The organism is Halobaculum sp. XH14 (assembly GCF_032116555.1).
Taxonomy (GTDB): Archaea; Halobacteriota; Halobacteria; order Halobacteriales; family Haloferacaceae; genus Halorarum; species Halorarum halobium.
This window is the reverse complement of the sequence record NZ_CP134949.1, coordinates 2705993-2721018: the sequence shown is the minus strand read 5'-3', so window position 1 is coordinate 2721018 and position 15026 is coordinate 2705993. Positions and strand designations below refer to the sequence as shown.

Sequence of the window (15026 nt, the reverse complement as noted above, 5' to 3'; positions counted from 1 at the left end):
GCAAAAATCCGATGGTCAGAATCGGTATGTATCGCCGAATGGAATTCGAGGAAATCTGGTATGACGTCTACTGTTCATTACCCAAGTAGCGTTGCGAATGTTCTTGGAATATTAGGAAATAAACGGCGGGTCCTTCTATTAAATTACTTATTCCTATTCGGGTACGAACAGGACATCGAAGTCCGACACCTGGCTAGGGTTATTGGAGGCGTCGAAAAAGGAATTTCACCACGCGAGGTCACTACCGAAGATTATGAATCAGTATATAATGGGTTGATTCAGAACCACCTGCCAAAACTCGCCAAATACGGTATTATTGATTACGACGACCGCGCGAAAGTCGTAATAGTCACTCCTCGTATTGAGGAGTATGTAATCCTGATTGTGATTGCTCGAATTATATCTCCAAATCGGTGAATGAATATGAATAGGTCCCCCGCTGCACCAGTATTCCTCAGTCGGCAGATTGTGTTAGATCGATTGTCGTTCTCGGTATACGATAGTTCTTTATCAGAAGAAATAATTAAGATACTCGAAGACCCTGCCGATCAGCCGATGAATTCCTTCTCGAGACGGTGATCGTTACGGGAGCGGCACTCTGCTTTAGACGTCCGTCTGTTAGTTACGGTTGACTGACACGGTCATTTTATTCCGCCCGCTATGAGCGGAGGCGATTATTAATGAGACTCTCGATACGAGTTATCGATCAATACGGAAACGAACAGACAATTTCCGGCGTCAAGCGGGAAGACTGGGGAAATATGAATGATCCCTGTCCAGAGTGTGGTGGACGTGAATTTAACTATTTTTCAACATCTGGCGGACATTACGGGTCACGTGATTCTGCTGTCGTGATGCGTTCTGATTTTTGGGATGCTGACCGATCCCTATTCACACGGTGCCGTGACTGCCGCGAGATACTCTACAAGCATCCTGCATTCGATCTCCTCTTTCGCTCGAATGATAGTGAGGAACTCCCTTTAGACTTCTAATCTGCCCTGACTAAAGCTCGAGACCGTCGTACATCCGGTCGAGCATCGCCAGCGCCGACTGGAACTGGGCGTAGTTCTCGCGCATGTACTCGATCGTCTCTGCTCTCGGGATCACCGGGTACCCCTCGACGTATTCGATGTCGGGTGAAGGGCGTGGCTCGAGGACGACCTGCAGCGGTCCGTCCAACTCGTCTCGGGGCTGTCGCTCGAATGCGGTGGGGAGGTCGAACGACTCGAAAAATGTCTCCCAGGCGTCGACGTCCTGCTCACGAACAGCGAGGAACAGCGGATAGTCGTCGGGCTCGCGACCGACCTGGTAGCCGCCCTGAGTCCACACGTAGACGGCGTCGATCCGCGTGAACGCGAACGGCCAGTCACCGAACTGTGGGATGACGTAGGCTTCCCAATGGATGGTGGACTGACGCCGGCGCTGGCAGCGACGAGCTCGCGGGCTGCATCGCGTACGCGCTCGTCGACGACAGTGAGGCCGTTTTCATAGGAAACGTAACCCGCGTCTTCGAGCCGATTGACGGCCTGTCTCACCGTTTCGTACGGCGTGTGGAGGTGTTGTGCGACACGACGGATGGAGTCACCACTCTCGATTGCGAGGATGATCTGCGCCGCCGTGTCGTCGAACACCTCGTACATTTGGTGGTTACCAATAATCCGGTAATAGTTAAAAGGCTTACTAGATATCCGGGTAGAGTGACTTCGACTGGATTCGACAAACGCGTCACTTCGCCGTGTTTCCGGAGCCGTCACAGTCCCGGCAACGCCGATCCTGATTTCGGCTCCGACGTGGGTCGCGGTGGGGGCCTGTTGGGCGAGAGCGGCGACGGTGAAGGCCGTACATCGAGCGTGGGTATCTGATTCCCCTCTGGATGTCGTTGGACAGGCCTCAATTCGTCATCGCTGGCGTGGAAGCAGTGGAGAGCGCGCCGATCGCCATCACGGGGGTGGAGAATACTTCGTCATTCGGTCTACTCGTCTGCGTGTTCTTCGGGACGATCGCCTTCGTCCTCGTCGAAATCAGCCGGTATGTACGTCGTCGGGATCGACTCGTCGGCACCGAGATCGGGAATCGAAGAGAGCGCTTCGACGAGATCATACGCAGTTCCTGGCGACAGATCCGCGAGGCTCGCGATCTGCCGGATTGTGACTGTATAGCGTTGTGAAACTAGAACACGGTAACGTGAGCCAAGGACATGGGGAGCTATCGTGGACACAGGCTGTCGAGGCGAATATCAAGGGACTTCATTCCGAAGCCGTTTCGTCAGGTAGACTACCTGCTGCTCCCACTTTCACTTTGGTTCACTGAGATATATGTGGGCCCATCCCTTAGAGAGAAGCAGAGGGCAGTGCGTCCCTCCGTCACACGCTTCCCACTCATATGAGTACCCAAGACCCGCACCTCGGTAACTGCCCGCACTGCGGTTGTGAGATACTGGCTCGTCATACATTGATAGCGTATGAAGGCGGCGTCTGGGCTGAGTGTCCCGAGTGTCGGGATGTCGTCGACCCACGGTAACCCTCCTATGTTTCGAGTGCTAAAGCGGCTCTCTCAGAGCTTGACTGACACAACTGAACTATTCGAGTGTCGATCTTGCGGGACCAGTTTAGATGCGGCACGGGAGTCCTGTCCCGAGTGCGGTTGTAGTGAGATCGCTCGGTACGAGTTATAGTTCCACGTACTGACGTTCCCACTTACATCGGGCTTCGAGTTCTCGCTGACCGCCTTTTGTAACTGTATAGACGTTTGTCCGGCGGTCTTTCTCTTCTTTTTCAAGCAGCCCCTTCTCAACCAGCGTATCGAGATTGGGGTACAGACGTCCGTGGTGGATTTCTGATTCGGAGTCGTCTTTGATCGTGAGACCGTGAGGTTCCTCGATACCTGCGGTGACCGTGAGCAGATCACGTTGGAAGCCAGTGAGATCGTACAGCTTTCCACGGAGGATTATTCCCTCTTGGCAGGCTCTGTTAAAACCCTCTTCTTCAGATGCAATCGAGAGAGAAACAGCCGTTAGGTGGATCTACGTATGTGTCGAACCCAATAATTCGCGCTCAGCCCCATATTACTTCTGGAACCAATATGAGGAGAACAAGAAAGACAACGAGGATACCGAGTCCAAGTATCCGTAGTACTCCTGCTGAACGATGTCGGTTCGGAGGAAGAAATTCGGCTAACCCAGAGAACGCAAACGCGATGCCTAAAAAGAGCATGTTGTGAGGGCCGTCGAGGACAATACCGAAATACACCCACCCAAGCATACAAACAAACGAGAAGAGTGCGAAGAAGAGGCCCTTCCGTCGTCCATCTGGCTCACGAAACAACATCCGTTGAAGCGCCGCCATACGTACTAACAGAAGGTTGACCCGATAAAGCGTTCGGCTATCTGACCACCACGAGGCAGAACCTCTCACTTGATTACGGTTTCATCAGGGCCGAACATTCTACATCCAATCTCTCGCGATGGGGATGATCCAATAGCTCGAAAACATTTTGTCCGACGTCCGGCCAACATTCATCCTCGCCTACGGATGCCCCCCGAAGATCAGTACGAGAGACCAACCATCGCGATATCCATCGAGGCGCGATCGAAAGTCGATCGATATTTCGGAGAGGGTGAACTCCGTGAACGACTCCACTCACTCGATGGCACCCTGTTCTGGGACCGTGAGCAGACGTTCTACCTCAACGGGACTCGCCGTGGGCAAGGGCGGAGCAAGAACGTTCAGACGATTGTCGTACTTTTCGTGATTCGGGATGAATCGGTATCCGTGATCACACAATCGAGTGACCACTACGACTGGGCGGCACTCGAGGTCCTCAATGGATTTTCATCGTTGGCCGAGCTCGTCTGTGCACGGTCTCGCAACATCTCACTCAGTGAGTATCTGTCCTGAGTAGGTCTTCTCTCTGATTCGGAACATCTGGAACTCTTGGCTGGCTGTGCTGTGAGGAATTCTATCCACCCCCGAAGGGTGCGGGGCAACGAAGTTGCCCTCGCTATCCCGAGATGCCAGCACACCCACTCTCACGACTAGATGTATCGACACGCGCTCTGAAACGCGCCCAGTACGAGGCGTTCGAGTTCCAGCTCATAGACAACGGCCTGCTCGTCAGGAACGGCAGCCATCCCGACCCGGAGAACCACGAGTACCGGGTCACCGTGAGCGACGGCCTTCCTACCCACTGCACCTGTCCGGCTGACCAGAAGTACAACGGAGCGTGCAAACACCGGCTCGCGGTCGCGATCAGGGATCCAGTTCTGGATGCGGCGATTCACACCCAGCTCGCAGCAGACGGCTCAGGGACTTCGCAACGAGCACCGGCCGAGGAGGACCCCCAATTGGCTCATGAACCTCAGCAGCCAACCCCATCTCCTGACGATGAGTCGACTTCCAATTCTGCCGAATGGGACGACGAGGAATTCCCTTGCGAGTGCGACGGATTGACGGACGACTTTCCCTGCTGGAACTGCGTTCTCGCGAATCGTCGAGCCCTCCCCGACCGATAGCGACCGCGTGGAGTTTGATAGCCCCTGACGGGTGCGGGGCTGCCTGAAGTGCCTCGCATGATCGACGATGTCACTGGGAGATCCCTACGAGCGGACGTTCGACGAATCGACCGACAAACACCTGCGGGCGACCTGTCCCGAATGCGATGGTCGAATCATTGCGGACGCCGGCGAGCGAAGCTGTGCCGACTGTGGGCTCGTCATCACCGACCAGCGGATCGATTACGGGCCCGAATGGCGCTCGTTCGCGGATGAGGACACCTCCCCGGAACGGACGGGCGCGCCGTTGACCGAGGCGAGACACGACCGTGGCCTCTCGACCGAGATTGGGTTCGGAAGCGATGACCCGAACAAGGGCCTCTCGCGTCGCAAACGCGCCCAGGTCGGCCGGCTGCGTCGCGAGCACAATCGCGCACGATTCGACTCGACGGCCGACCAGAATCTCGCCCACGCCTGTGGCGAGCTCACCCGGATGACGGGCGCGCTCGACCTGCCGAAATCGGTCGCCGAGCGAGCGGCAGCGATCTACCGCGAGGCGATGGGTGCGGACCTGATTCGCGGCCGGTCGGTCGAGACCATCGCGGCGGGGTGTCTGTACGCGGCGTGTCGCTGTGACGGCATCACTCGGACGCTTGCAGAGATTGCGGAGGTCGCGCGGTGTAGGGAGTCAAAGGTGCGGCTGGGCTACCGCGTGTTGAACGAGGAACTCGGCCTTGATGCGGCGCCACGCCAGCCGCCCGAACTCGTCGCGCGACTCGCGTCTGCGGTCGGTGCGTCCAGTGCGGTAGAGCACCTGGCACAGCGACTCGCCCGCGATGCGGTCGATGCGGGTATCGCGAACGGTCGAAATCCCAACGGGGTGGCTGCGGGCTGTGTGTACGTCGCTGGGATCGACCTGGCCGAACGCGTTACACAGGCCGACCTCGGTGAAGCGTCCGGTGTGACCCCCGTGACGATTCGAAATCGGGTTCGCGAACTCAATGGAATGGCGGAGTCAATCTGACTCACAGTCAGTACACGAGAATCTCAGCTCCCCCGGAATCGTTGCATAGAATACTGTTGATGCTCTTATCCCCACGATTTTCGTTTGATCGTCGGATAAATCTGGACAACCGGATTGGTCTGAATTCCCTTCCATCGTTTGGATTGTTGAGCATCCACGTATTGATCGATGGAGATCTCATCGGCCACCTTGTTTCTCATCACCTCAACCTCCAATCCATCAAGTTCTCCGATGATCTTCGGCATTCCATGGGTGGAGCTGATTGCTGACTTATCGGAAAAGAACATATTCAAATCAAAATCTCCAGGTGAGTCACCGTGGCCGAGATGGGCTCTTGCGGCGCTTCCGTACAAAATGATGGAACGGATATGTTCCTTTTCATCATTGTAGAAGCTTATGCACATTTTACGAAGTTCCATCAGCGTCAATTCAGTGACATCCATGATTGTCATTGAGTCTATTGAGATATACCTCCTATCGACACTTCTCGTCACGTTTCCTCCCGGATACTTACTCTAACAGGACCTCGTCAGGTTAGCAGATCCTCTGTCTCATTATAAGGGAGATTACCGTAGAACGGTCCCAATCGAGCCAGCGGCCAGTGTCGGACCAAGTAGCTCCAATTCCGTCGTCGCGCCACTCACCTCCTGGCCGCCATGAGGTCGGTTTTGTCGGCTCCCGATGGGTGCGGAGCGAGAACAAGATGCCTGAGACAACCACTGAGGAGTCCGAACCGACGCGAGTCGCTTCCTTTGCCAACTCAGACGATCGCGACGAGGAGATGCACAGCACGATCGAACAGTGGGCCCATGACCTCGTAGCAGACGTTACCGACGCGAGAGCGAGCGAAGCGTTCGAGCGCTGGCTGGCCGTCCAGAGATGCTTTCACGACTACTCCCACCGCAATACCCTCCTCATCGCGCTGCAGTGTCCGGAGGCAACCCGAGTCACCGGATATCGAACGTGGCAGGAAGAGTTTGACCGGCAGGTGCAGGAAGGCGAATCCGCGATCTGGATCTGGGCACCCATCATCACGACTCGGTGCCCCAAGTGTGAGAACTCCCCCTCATTCCACAAATCGAGCGACTGCGAGTACGATGAGACCGCCCCAGAGGAGTGGGACGAGGGACTCGTGGGCTTTCGACCCGTTCCCGTGTTCGACGTCTCACAGACCGAGGGGGAGCCGCTCCCGGAACTGGAGACTGCGGCGACGGGAGATGCAGACGAGCTGGTTCCAGCACTCCTCGATGCTGCCCCTCCCCTCTCGATCGACGTCGAGATCGTCGAGCCTGGTGTGTGGACACACGGCGAGGCGATGGGAGTCTGTACGTATCCAGACGATGGAAAAGGAACAGCGACTGTCGAAGTCCGCGACCGTGAAAATCGGGCCGACCTCGCCGTAACGCTCGTCCACGAGTACGCCCATGCAATCCTTCACGGTGGCGTCGACGACGAAGCAGAACGGGCGAAACGTGAACTGGAGGCCGAAGCGGTCGCCGCCATCGTCGGTCGGTACTTCGGGCTCGACACGAGCGGATCTGAGTACTATCTGGCAGCCTGGCACGGCGAAGAACCCGGATCGATTCTCGACAGACTCGGTCGAATCAGTCGAACAGCAACGACAATCATCGAGGCAGTCGACGGTCGGAGCTAGATTGCGGTTGGGATCATTTGAACGTGTGCTGATCGATGTGGTGATGCGGGGAGTCCGAACTCAAACGTTTTCCCTCGTCCAGCGAACTGAGTAGTATGCTTGACCGACGAGGAGGACTCATCGTCGCGATCGTCGTGATCGTGTCGCTGAGTGGCTGTCTTGGGGGTCTCGCGGGGAGCCCTCCCAGCGATGTTCACACCGACTCGCCGACACCCTCCACCGTCTCAGAAGCGCCACCGACACAGGGTGGCGTCAACGGGACGCTCGAAGTCCACTACATCAACGTCGGCCAGGGCGCGAGCACGCTTCTCATCACGCCGCCCGGCGAGACCATGTTGATCGATTCAGGTGACTGGTCCGACGACGGCGAGTACGTCTTGGCGTATCTAGATCGGCTCGGCATCGAGCGCATCGACCACCTAGTCACGTCGCACGCTGATGCTGATCACATCGGGGGGCATGCGGCGGTCATCAATCACTATGAGACTGATAAAGACGGAGTCGGCGCAGTGTATGACCCCGGTATCGCGTCGAGTTCACAGACGTATTCTGAGTACCTCGATGCGATCGAAGAACACGACGTTCCCCTGTACGAGACGAGAGCCGGTGATACACTACCGCTCGACGGTGTGAACGCCACGGTCCTCGGCCCACCGGAGCCGTATCTCGCCGATGAGGAAAGAAACGAGAACAGCATCGTCATCTCCGTGCAGTACGGTGAGACGGGCTTTCTGTTCCCCGGTGACGCGGAAGCCGAACATGAAGCCCACCTCGTCGAGAGGTACGGCGACCGACTCAACGTGACCGTGCTTCAGGTCGGCCACCACGGGAGTCGCTCGAGTTCCGGACCAGCCTTCCTCGAGGCGACCTCGCCACGGATCGCAATCATCCCGAGCGGGTACGATTCGCAGTATGGCCACCCTCACACGGAGACGCTTGAGCGACTCACAGACCGTGAGATCACGACCTACTGGACGGCAACCCACGGCTCAGTTGCCGTCCGTACGAACGGCACAGCAGTCGAGGTCTGGACGCAGCAGTCGGCACCGACGACGGCGACTGAGCTTCGAGACGGCTCTCCCATCGAACCGGGGAGTACCGGGCGACTCGACCATCGACTGACGCTCGGTGCCACACTCGCTGACGGCGGCTTCGATTCCACCGAGACGTCGGACTCAGAGACGACGACCACATCCACAGATGACAGAACACCTGCACTCGGGGTGGCCGAGGTGCACGCGGATGCGGATGGGAATGACAACGAGAACTTGAACGACGAGTACGTCATCTTCGAGAATACGGGAGAAGAGATGCTCGACCTCTCCGGATGGCAGATATCAGACGAGGCGGGCCACAGCTACACCGTTCCGGATGGGTTCACGATGGCACCTGGCGAGCGAGTCACCCTCCACACAGGGAGTGGGACGGATTCGAGCACTGATCTGTACTGGGGGGCAGACAGCGCGATCTGGAACAACGGAGGCGACACAGTGACCGTTACCGATTCGAACGAGCAGGTCGTTATCGAAGAGGAGTACTCATGAGTGAGACCACGCAAACTGCCGTGCTCGACCGGTTCGAAGAGACTGAAGACGGCGAGGAGGTTGCGGTCTTACTCTACGAATCGGATGGTGAAGTGGTCGGTGAGGAAGTCGTTCCGCGCTCGCACCTCCCCAACGATGGCCAGCATCAGGATGCGGTCTTCACCGTCAATCTGGAGGACGGTGAACCCGTCGAGTTCACCTACGAAGCCGATGAGACCACGGAGCGAACAGAATCTGCATCGGATCGATTCGACCGACTCTCCAGCCGGCTTTCCGATGAGACTGACTCGGATGAATCCACAGACTAGGGGCGTTGCGTTACAATGACTCCATTGAAACTATCGAACTCTGACAGGATCTTCCTGCTGAATACAGAGGGGTATTCAACAGTACGCCGACGATGTGTTTTCTCGAGTGAACGCTGAAACAGCCGCTAAGATGAACCTGCGAACCGACCAGCCATTTCAGCTCACGCGACGCTGCCCCCAGTTATTTTTGCCTCCCGGAGATCTATCTGATACGGATGTCTGAGGAGTCCGACGACACTGGGGGAGAACGGGTCGTCTTCGCAATGCTGGTTGGAGTGGCGTTTGGAGCGGCACTCGGAACGACAGTTCTCCAGGATATCACACAGGGAATTGTTGTTGGTGTCGTCGTTGGAACCCTCGCTGCTCTCGTCTTCCCAGCGTGGACAGACCGACTCTTCGAGACGGCAACAGACACTCTCGAAGAATAATCTGCTGTACTGACCAATAAGCGAGTACTCTGTATCACCCGCTAGTCTCGCCGAGTATCTCCCGAGCCTGTGATTCAAGCGCGTCAAAATCGATCTCCTGATCCGGCTTACAAGTAATTCTCACGCCGCTTCGACCACTTCCTCGCATATCCTCCTTGACTGCTACTGACCCAGTATCGATTCTGAGGGCGTCTGCGATCTCCATAGCGTCTAGCGACGCGGTATCGACATCGTACAGGTCAATGTGGAACAGTGTTCGCTTCGTCCGGATCGCGATACGGCGCTTTCGGCCTCTGTTGAATGCAACGTAGTGCTTTTGCCCCCACTCCGGACCGTTGAGGAACTCCAGTTCCTGGAGTGCAGTTGTAACGTCTTCTAGTAGATCGGCTGATTGTTCGTTGGAACGCTCGTTGAGGTGCCAACTCTGTCCGTCCTCCTTCCATGGCTCGTCGGAGGTGTCTGGACTGACATCTGTCACGGTGTGTTCCAGCGTCGGTATAGTCTGTTCCGCATCGAGATACAGCCGGTCATCGTCCTTGAGGAGTTGGAATTCGATGACCGAGATGTCGATTGACCGGTCGCTGAGCCACCGGAGCACGATGTCCAGCCGCTCGCGGACGGACTCACCCACGAAGACGATTCGCTGATCCTGATTGAGCGTATAGTCTTCGTTGCAGAACTCGTCGAGTACCTCGGTAAACGTAGTTTCATCCTCGTAGAGGGTCTGCCCCCACGTCGTAGATTTGAACTTCTTGAACTGGTCACGGAGTTTAGAGTAATCCCAGTGTGAGGTGTATGCGGCGTACTTGAGTCCTTGAAAATCGACCTTTGGTTTCAATGCGCCTCGTTTGAGTTCGATAGCGACCACGTTGGCGTCACGATCAATGGCGAGGAGATCGATCCCATCGCCGATCTGTTTCACAGAAACCTCTCGACCGATGAGCCGGAAATCCTCACCAAGGATACTCTCAGGACTAGTGATTATCCATTCTCGAAGGTCGTCTTCACGAAATCCTTCTTCCTTCAGTGAAACCGTTTCCAAGGTGGATACGTCTTCCTCAGCACCGACTCTAAGCATAGTGACGAGATAGAATCACAGACGCACGATAATCTTTTATGCTGTGTGTAGCGAGTCAACTGGCCGTCACAGAGTCCCCTGGTGCCCGATGCGTGCCAGGTATGCAGCTCGGCTCCTGAAACCGATCACCAATCGAGGGTTTCAACAGGGCCGTTTCAATCTCAGTCCGATTCCCGTTCACGCATCGCTGGATCAGGTGGCTGGCCCGGGACGTCCGGTGAATCTTCATTGGTCGGATCGAAGTCGATGACCGCTGCCTCCCGAGACAACGCTCGAATTTCCATCCCGCGCCACTCGCCATCGACACCGATGAGCGCCTCCGAATAGCCCGCACGGTCGTTCCCAGGGATGGCATCCTGAACGAAGCGCATCTGGGCGTAATTGAGGCCGAACTCGTTGGCCCACGCTTCATCCATCCCATCGAGGCGGTGGAACTGCTTGATGGCACACTGATCGAGGATCATCTCTGCTTCCGGTCGCTGGAAGAACTCATCGACCGTCTGTGTGATGAGTTGAATCGACAGATCGTGGTGCCGGTGATGACGAAAGATCGTCTCGAAGAACTCCAGATTTGCAGCCTCTTTGAACAGGTATCTCGCCTCGTCGATCGCGAAGACGACCTCCTTGTCCGTCTCCTTCGCACGTTCATAGACCAGTGAGATGAGCAACTGCATCAGGAGACTCGTGTTTCCACCGGCGCTGCCCTCCTGCTGGCCGAGATCGAGATAGATGAGTCCCTCATCGCGAATGTCAAACTGCGTCGGCCGACCGAGGTTCTCGAAACTCCCACCGTCTGCAAACGGGCGGAGTTGGTCGATGAGCCAGGTCGCATCTGCCCGGAGTTTGGACGCCTCCGCGGATGTTCGGACGACGTAGGACTCTGGGTCGTCCACCAGCTCCGTGAGGATATCGAGGACGTCCCGCAGTGTCGGACTCTCGCTCGAGTGCGTGGTGATATCGTCGGTAATGCCCTGCTCGCGATACGACTCGGTGATGGCGAGTTCGAGCGTGGTCCGTCGGTCACCGAGTTCGACGCCTCGGAGGGCGAAATAGTTCGTGAGAAAGCTGAGGACGCTCGCCAGTTTCTCGTTGAACGGACTGGCGTCCTCGCCCATCGCCCGCTGGACGTGTGCTGGCGTTTGCTTGAGTTCGAGCGGATTCAGCCCTGTCGTCCCGCCGACAGTGATGCGGCGAGCGCCCAGTGCGTCTGCGACGCCGGCCCAGTTGTTGAGCGGCTCGAGGATGATGCCGAGGCGGTCAGGTGACTGTGCGACGGACCGGAGGAACTGTTGTTTCGCGCCGAATGACTTGCCCGAGCCTGGGTCGCCCACCGTGAACTTGGCGTAGCCGTTCTCGCGGGCGAAGTCGTCGATGACGAGCGGGCTGTTCGTGTGGCGATGCACGCCGACTTCGATACCGCCCGGTTCGAGGATCGTCGGCGAATGGGGTGTGGCGAGCAACGCCCCGACTGCACCTCCGAGCGCCACCGCCTCGCGGCCAAAGGGGTTTCCACTCAGCGGGGCAGCCCCCTGAATCGCGAGATCCTGCTTGCAGATGGCCGTCTTGGGCGTGAGATTGGCGGGCGTTTCGCGAAGACGTCGCCGAAGCGTCTGGACGTTCTCGCGGAGGGTCGCCCGGTCGTCCGCCCGGACGGTGATGAACATGGCCTGTGCAAAGACGCGCTGGCCGTTCTCGACGGCGGTGTAGGTGGCGGCCGCTTCTGCAGCCCGTTCTTGCAGATAGCGGCCGCGAACGCTCCGATCGAGATCGGCATCGACCTGTAGGTCGTCAGCGACCGACTGGAGATCATCGAGCGCCCGCTCCTGATTCGTCGGCGTGAGTCGGATGCTACAATCGAACGGGACATCCGTGACGGTGAACAGCTCGTTGAGATACCCATCCGCAGGATAATCAGGCCAGTCAGCGACGTAGAGCGTCGTCGTCCACTGCTCGCCGACGCGCGCCGTTCTGGTGTCCCACTCGATCGCGGCTGGTGCGAGTGCTCGTTTGTGTCGCTCCGACACGTCGGTGAGGACCGCATGGTCAGCAGGTGCGGCCTCGAGGGTGGCGTCGTCGAACACGCTCGTCGGGTCGAACTCGTCCGTCCTCGCGCGCCTGTGCCAAAGTGTCGCTCCAAGGATGCCGAGCAGCAGCACACCGAGGAGGACTGCCAGGTCTGTCGGCGACCCGCTGACGGAGGCCTGGAGTGCGACTCCCGACCAGGGGAGTTCACCTCCCATCGTCCCTCTGTCGTGTCCCGCTGGCGGCGGGGGTGTTCGAAAGCACACTCGCAGCATCGCCGTACTCGTGGGTTTCGCCGTTCCAGAAGTCCATTGCGAGGACGAACAGCTCGGGTGTATCGAGACGGCGGGCTGCCCACCCACTCATCGACCCGACGAGTTCAGTCTCGACCGTCCGACAGCGCCTGTCGAGGTGCTCGAACATCGCCGCACGGAGTGCTGCCTCGCTGAGGCGGTCACGCCGCGTGACGAATGGCGTAAAGAGGAGCCCGAACAGCGGGATGCGACTGAGCCGTTCTGCGGGCGAGCGCTCGTCTCGGTCCCGATTGTACACCTCAAACGGCGTCACTTCGACGCCGAGATAGTAGTGAATCTGCTGGATATCTGTGAGTTCTTCGGGTCGTCGCTCCCGATACTCCGTGAGCAGGTCGTGATACGTCGGATTCGCCTTCACGTCCTCGTCGGCGAGCCGATCATCGATCTGGTCGACGAGGCGGTTGACCGGAAACGGTCGCGTCGACGTATACAGCGTGAGGGGGAACTCGAGGTCATTGTTGGCAAATTCGGCTGCCTTGGCCTGTCGTCCAGCCCAGTCGCCCGACATGGCAAAGTCCATGTTCGCGGGGTCGACCTGCAGCATCCCGACCATGGTGCCGTCATCCCGTTCGAGCGCGCTCGCACCTGGCCAGGCGCGCTCGATGTGGGTGAGGTCCTGCGTGCGTTCATCCGGGGTGAACGGACCGTACTGGACGAGCCCACCATCAGTTCGCCTGACTGCGTCGGCGCTTCCGGTGGACGGTCCTTCCGGTGTGGCAAACGTTACACGGGGGCGGGTGAGATAGTACCGGGAGACGTCGCGCAGCCACGTCGCTGCAGGGAGGTGTGCGGGAGCGGCGACGATCGTGGCAACGCCTACGAGGACGCCGAGCAGGACGAGCGGGAGCACGAGGGCGTCCACGCCGGTGAGTCCACCACCGAGAAGGCCGACCGTCGGAAAGCCGATGAGGACGTATACGTCACCTTCGCGGACGTTGATGATCGGGATGCGACCTTCGTCGCCGATCGCATCCATGATCCGACGGGCTGCCGCTTGGTCGTCGGTCATCGCCGGTCACCCGAGTGACCGGGGTCGTTCTCCGTGCGTCGATACGACGGTGCTCCCGACCGTCGAGTCGACTCAGGCGCGAGCGCGTCCTGCTGGGTCGGTGAACTGGACGTCCCCTGGCGTGCTCCAGTGTGTCCTGTCCCACTGCCCCCGGATGCGACTCGCTGTGCCGTGACGTGACCGGCAGCAGCTTTGGAGCCCCACCGTGCCGCAGTGGTGGCCGCAGTCGGGCCACCAACCGCACCTGCAGTGATGATCGTCCCCGCTGTGACTGCGGCACCCGAGGTCGTCCCGATGACTGCAGTGGTCAGCGGGGAGGCGTATTTGAACACCTTCCAGACGACGAGCACGGCCAGAACCGGGAGCGAGACCGCGAGTATCGTACTGAGGAATGCAGTCGTTGGTGCGAGCGTCGACTGAATCCCCTCACTGAACAGGAGTTCGTACGCCTTGAACAGGATCGCGACGGGAAGCGGCATCAGCGCGAGCGGAACGAACTTCAGGCTGAGGGCGGAGGCGATTCGTGAAACGACGGGGATGTTTCCATACGTGAGTGCGACGGCGAGCGGCATCCCATAGAGATAGACGTAGAGTAATAGCTCACGTATGAACAGGAGCGCCTGAAGGGTCCACATGGCGATCCCACCGATTATAGCGAGTACGAGCGCCAGGGCGGGGTTAGAAATGGAAACCCGTAGGAATTCAACCATTGCATCCGTCACAGCGCTCACATCTGGAATCAGTGCGATTGTGAAGCCGTCCACCAGATAGAGGCTCAGCGCCCCGACCCAGTACCAGGCAACGATCAGGATCGCGCCTGTCCAAGCCGTTCGCTTCGCTCGCTGTGCCTCATATCTACTTCCTATGTTAAAGATTCGAATCGTGTGACGCCCCTGGACACAGACGACCAACAGGAGGAGTGCAATGAGTTGGATATCTCCACCGACGAGTGAATCGTGCAATGCAATCCAGGGTTCGTTCGTTGGTGAACCAAAGACGAAGCCGCTACTGGACTCTGGAGTTGGTGTTCCCAGGAGGGATTCGGATAAGACAGCGTATCCGTCAGTAATGCCCCGATTAAACCACTCAATGACCCAATCGATCACATCTTCAAACCACTCGAGACCAATATCAACGAGAGAAATTCCTTGCACGA

At 58.0% G+C, this 15026-nt stretch carries 17 protein-coding genes and 1 pseudogene; 9 read left to right on the top strand and 9 right to left on the bottom strand.

Annotated elements, in window-relative coordinates:
* Nucleotides 1–60 precede the first annotated feature (60 nt).
* The gene (locus RJT50_RS18685; protein ID WP_425499686.1) at nucleotides 61–417 is read left to right on the top strand and encodes a DUF7344 domain-containing protein; all 357 of its coding nucleotides are present in this window, start codon (nucleotides 61–63) and stop codon (nucleotides 415–417) included.
* A 585-nt stretch (nucleotides 418–1002) separates the two neighbouring features.
* Here RJT50_RS18685 and RJT50_RS13940 read toward each other — a convergent pair.
* Nucleotides 1003–1640: pseudogene (locus tag RJT50_RS13940) on the bottom strand (helix-turn-helix domain-containing protein).
* Between the two features lie 278 nt (nucleotides 1641–1918).
* Between RJT50_RS13940 and RJT50_RS13935 the strand changes: the two are divergent.
* Nucleotides 1919–2167, top strand: coding sequence for a hypothetical protein (locus RJT50_RS13935; protein ID WP_313692113.1), 249 nt, complete (start codon nucleotides 1919–1921; stop codon nucleotides 2165–2167).
* A gap of 215 nt (nucleotides 2168–2382) precedes the next feature.
* Nucleotides 2383–2520, top strand: a complete 138-nt coding sequence (locus tag RJT50_RS18760) for a DUF7837 family putative zinc-binding protein (RefSeq protein WP_484494633.1) — start codon at nucleotides 2383–2385, stop codon at nucleotides 2518–2520.
* 148 nt (nucleotides 2521–2668) lie between these two features.
* Here the strand turns inward: RJT50_RS18760 and RJT50_RS13930 are convergent, their stop codons facing one another.
* From RJT50_RS13930 to RJT50_RS13920, 3 genes are all read right to left on the bottom strand, one after another.
* Nucleotides 2669–2932 (bottom strand): helix-turn-helix transcriptional regulator, encoded by a 264-nt coding sequence (locus RJT50_RS13930; RefSeq protein ID WP_313696027.1) that lies wholly within the window; start codon nucleotides 2930–2932, stop codon nucleotides 2669–2671.
* A 121-nt stretch (nucleotides 2933–3053) separates the two neighbouring features.
* Nucleotides 3054–3344 (bottom strand): DUF8011 family protein, encoded by a 291-nt coding sequence (locus tag RJT50_RS13925; protein WP_313692111.1) that lies wholly within the window; start codon nucleotides 3342–3344, stop codon nucleotides 3054–3056.
* Between the two features lie 689 nt (nucleotides 3345–4033).
* A complete protein-coding gene (locus tag RJT50_RS13920) occupies nucleotides 4034–4279 on the bottom strand; it encodes a hypothetical protein (protein ID WP_313696067.1) in 246 nt (81 codons plus the stop codon).
* Between RJT50_RS13920 and RJT50_RS13915 the strand changes: the two genes are divergently transcribed.
* Together RJT50_RS13915 and RJT50_RS13910 are read left to right on the top strand one after the other, a co-directional pair.
* Nucleotides 4163–4510: an SWIM zinc finger family protein gene (locus RJT50_RS13915; protein ID WP_313696025.1), complete on the top strand. Its 348-nt coding sequence runs from the start codon at nucleotides 4163–4165 to the stop codon at nucleotides 4508–4510. The two genes, RJT50_RS13920 and RJT50_RS13915, sit on opposite strands and share 117 nt — an antisense overlap.
* A gap of 67 nt (nucleotides 4511–4577) precedes the next feature.
* Nucleotides 4578–5513, top strand: a complete 936-nt coding sequence (locus tag RJT50_RS13910) for a transcription initiation factor IIB (RefSeq protein ID WP_313692110.1) — start codon at nucleotides 4578–4580, stop codon at nucleotides 5511–5513.
* Between the two features lie 65 nt (nucleotides 5514–5578).
* On the opposite strand, the gene RJT50_RS13905 is transcribed toward RJT50_RS13910, so the two are convergent.
* Nucleotides 5579–6007, bottom strand: a complete 429-nt coding sequence (locus tag RJT50_RS13905; RefSeq protein ID WP_313692109.1) for a hypothetical protein — start codon at nucleotides 6005–6007, stop codon at nucleotides 5579–5581.
* 209 nt (nucleotides 6008–6216) lie between these two features.
* Here RJT50_RS13905 and RJT50_RS13900 point away from each other — a divergent pair, with 209 nt between their 5' ends.
* The 4 genes from RJT50_RS13900 to RJT50_RS13885 all read left to right on the top strand — a co-directional run bounded on the left by RJT50_RS13900 (nucleotide 6217) and on the right by RJT50_RS13885 (nucleotide 9447).
* The gene (locus RJT50_RS13900; RefSeq protein WP_313692108.1) at nucleotides 6217–7167 is read left to right on the top strand and encodes a DUF955 domain-containing protein; all 951 of its coding nucleotides are present in this window, start codon (nucleotides 6217–6219) and stop codon (nucleotides 7165–7167) included.
* Nucleotides 7168–7262: 95 nt separating this feature from the next.
* Entirely contained in the window at nucleotides 7263–8711 is a 1449-nt protein-coding gene (locus RJT50_RS13895; protein ID WP_313692107.1) for a lamin tail domain-containing protein, read from the top strand.
* A complete protein-coding gene (locus RJT50_RS13890) occupies nucleotides 8708–9019 on the top strand; it encodes a DUF3006 domain-containing protein (RefSeq protein ID WP_313692106.1) in 312 nt (103 codons plus the stop codon). The genes RJT50_RS13895 and RJT50_RS13890 overlap by 4 nt, the downstream gene beginning before the upstream one ends.
* 215 nt (nucleotides 9020–9234) lie before the next feature.
* Nucleotides 9235–9447: a hypothetical protein gene (locus RJT50_RS13885; protein WP_313692105.1), complete on the top strand. Its 213-nt coding sequence runs from the start codon at nucleotides 9235–9237 to the stop codon at nucleotides 9445–9447.
* A gap of 34 nt (nucleotides 9448–9481) precedes the next feature.
* Here the strand turns inward: RJT50_RS13885 and RJT50_RS13880 are convergent, their stop codons facing one another.
* The 4 genes from RJT50_RS13880 to RJT50_RS13865 all read right to left on the bottom strand — a co-directional run bounded on the left by RJT50_RS13880 (nucleotide 9482) and on the right by RJT50_RS13865 (nucleotide 15024).
* Nucleotides 9482–10525 (bottom strand): endonuclease NucS domain-containing protein, encoded by a 1044-nt coding sequence (locus RJT50_RS13880; protein WP_313692104.1) that lies wholly within the window; start codon nucleotides 10523–10525, stop codon nucleotides 9482–9484.
* A gap of 161 nt (nucleotides 10526–10686) precedes the next feature.
* Entirely contained in the window at nucleotides 10687–12765 is a 2079-nt protein-coding gene (locus tag RJT50_RS13875) for a VirB4 family type IV secretion system protein (RefSeq protein WP_313692103.1), read from the bottom strand.
* A complete protein-coding gene (locus tag RJT50_RS13870; protein ID WP_313692102.1) occupies nucleotides 12755–13870 on the bottom strand; it encodes a TraC-like domain-containing protein in 1116 nt (371 codons plus the stop codon). The genes RJT50_RS13875 and RJT50_RS13870 overlap by 11 nt, the downstream gene beginning before the upstream one ends.
* Nucleotides 13867–15024 (bottom strand): TrbL/VirB6 family protein, encoded by a 1158-nt coding sequence (locus RJT50_RS13865; protein ID WP_313692101.1) that lies wholly within the window; start codon nucleotides 15022–15024, stop codon nucleotides 13867–13869. Before RJT50_RS13865 ends, RJT50_RS13870 begins: the two co-directional genes overlap by 4 nt.
* Nucleotides 15025–15026 lie beyond the last annotated feature (2 nt).

Bases quoted from the DNA above. Each gene is read 5' to 3' on its own strand.
- RJT50_RS18685 (WP_425499686.1), top strand. From the start codon at position 61: ATGACGTCTACTGTTCATTACCCAAGTAGCGTTGCGAATGTTCTTGGA.
- RJT50_RS18760 (WP_484494633.1), top strand. From the start codon at position 2,383: ATGAGTACCCAAGACCCGCACCTCGGTAACTGCCCGCACTGCGGTTGT.
- RJT50_RS13925 (WP_313692111.1), bottom strand. From the start codon at position 3,344: ATGGCGGCGCTTCAACGGATGTTGTTTCGTGAGCCAGATGGACGACGG.
- RJT50_RS13910 (WP_313692110.1), top strand. From the start codon at position 4,578: ATGTCACTGGGAGATCCCTACGAGCGGACGTTCGACGAATCGACCGAC.
- RJT50_RS13900 (WP_313692108.1), top strand. From the start codon at position 6,217: ATGCCTGAGACAACCACTGAGGAGTCCGAACCGACGCGAGTCGCTTCC.
- RJT50_RS13895 (WP_313692107.1), top strand. From the start codon at position 7,263: ATGCTTGACCGACGAGGAGGACTCATCGTCGCGATCGTCGTGATCGTG.
- RJT50_RS13890 (WP_313692106.1), top strand. From the start codon at position 8,708: ATGAGTGAGACCACGCAAACTGCCGTGCTCGACCGGTTCGAAGAGACT.
- RJT50_RS13885 (WP_313692105.1), top strand. From the start codon at position 9,235: ATGTCTGAGGAGTCCGACGACACTGGGGGAGAACGGGTCGTCTTCGCA.
- RJT50_RS13880 (WP_313692104.1), bottom strand. From the start codon at position 10,525: ATGCTTAGAGTCGGTGCTGAGGAAGACGTATCCACCTTGGAAACGGTT.
- RJT50_RS13875 (WP_313692103.1), bottom strand. From the start codon at position 12,765: ATGGGAGGTGAACTCCCCTGGTCGGGAGTCGCACTCCAGGCCTCCGTC.
- RJT50_RS13870 (WP_313692102.1), bottom strand. From the start codon at position 13,870: ATGACCGACGACCAAGCGGCAGCCCGTCGGATCATGGATGCGATCGGC.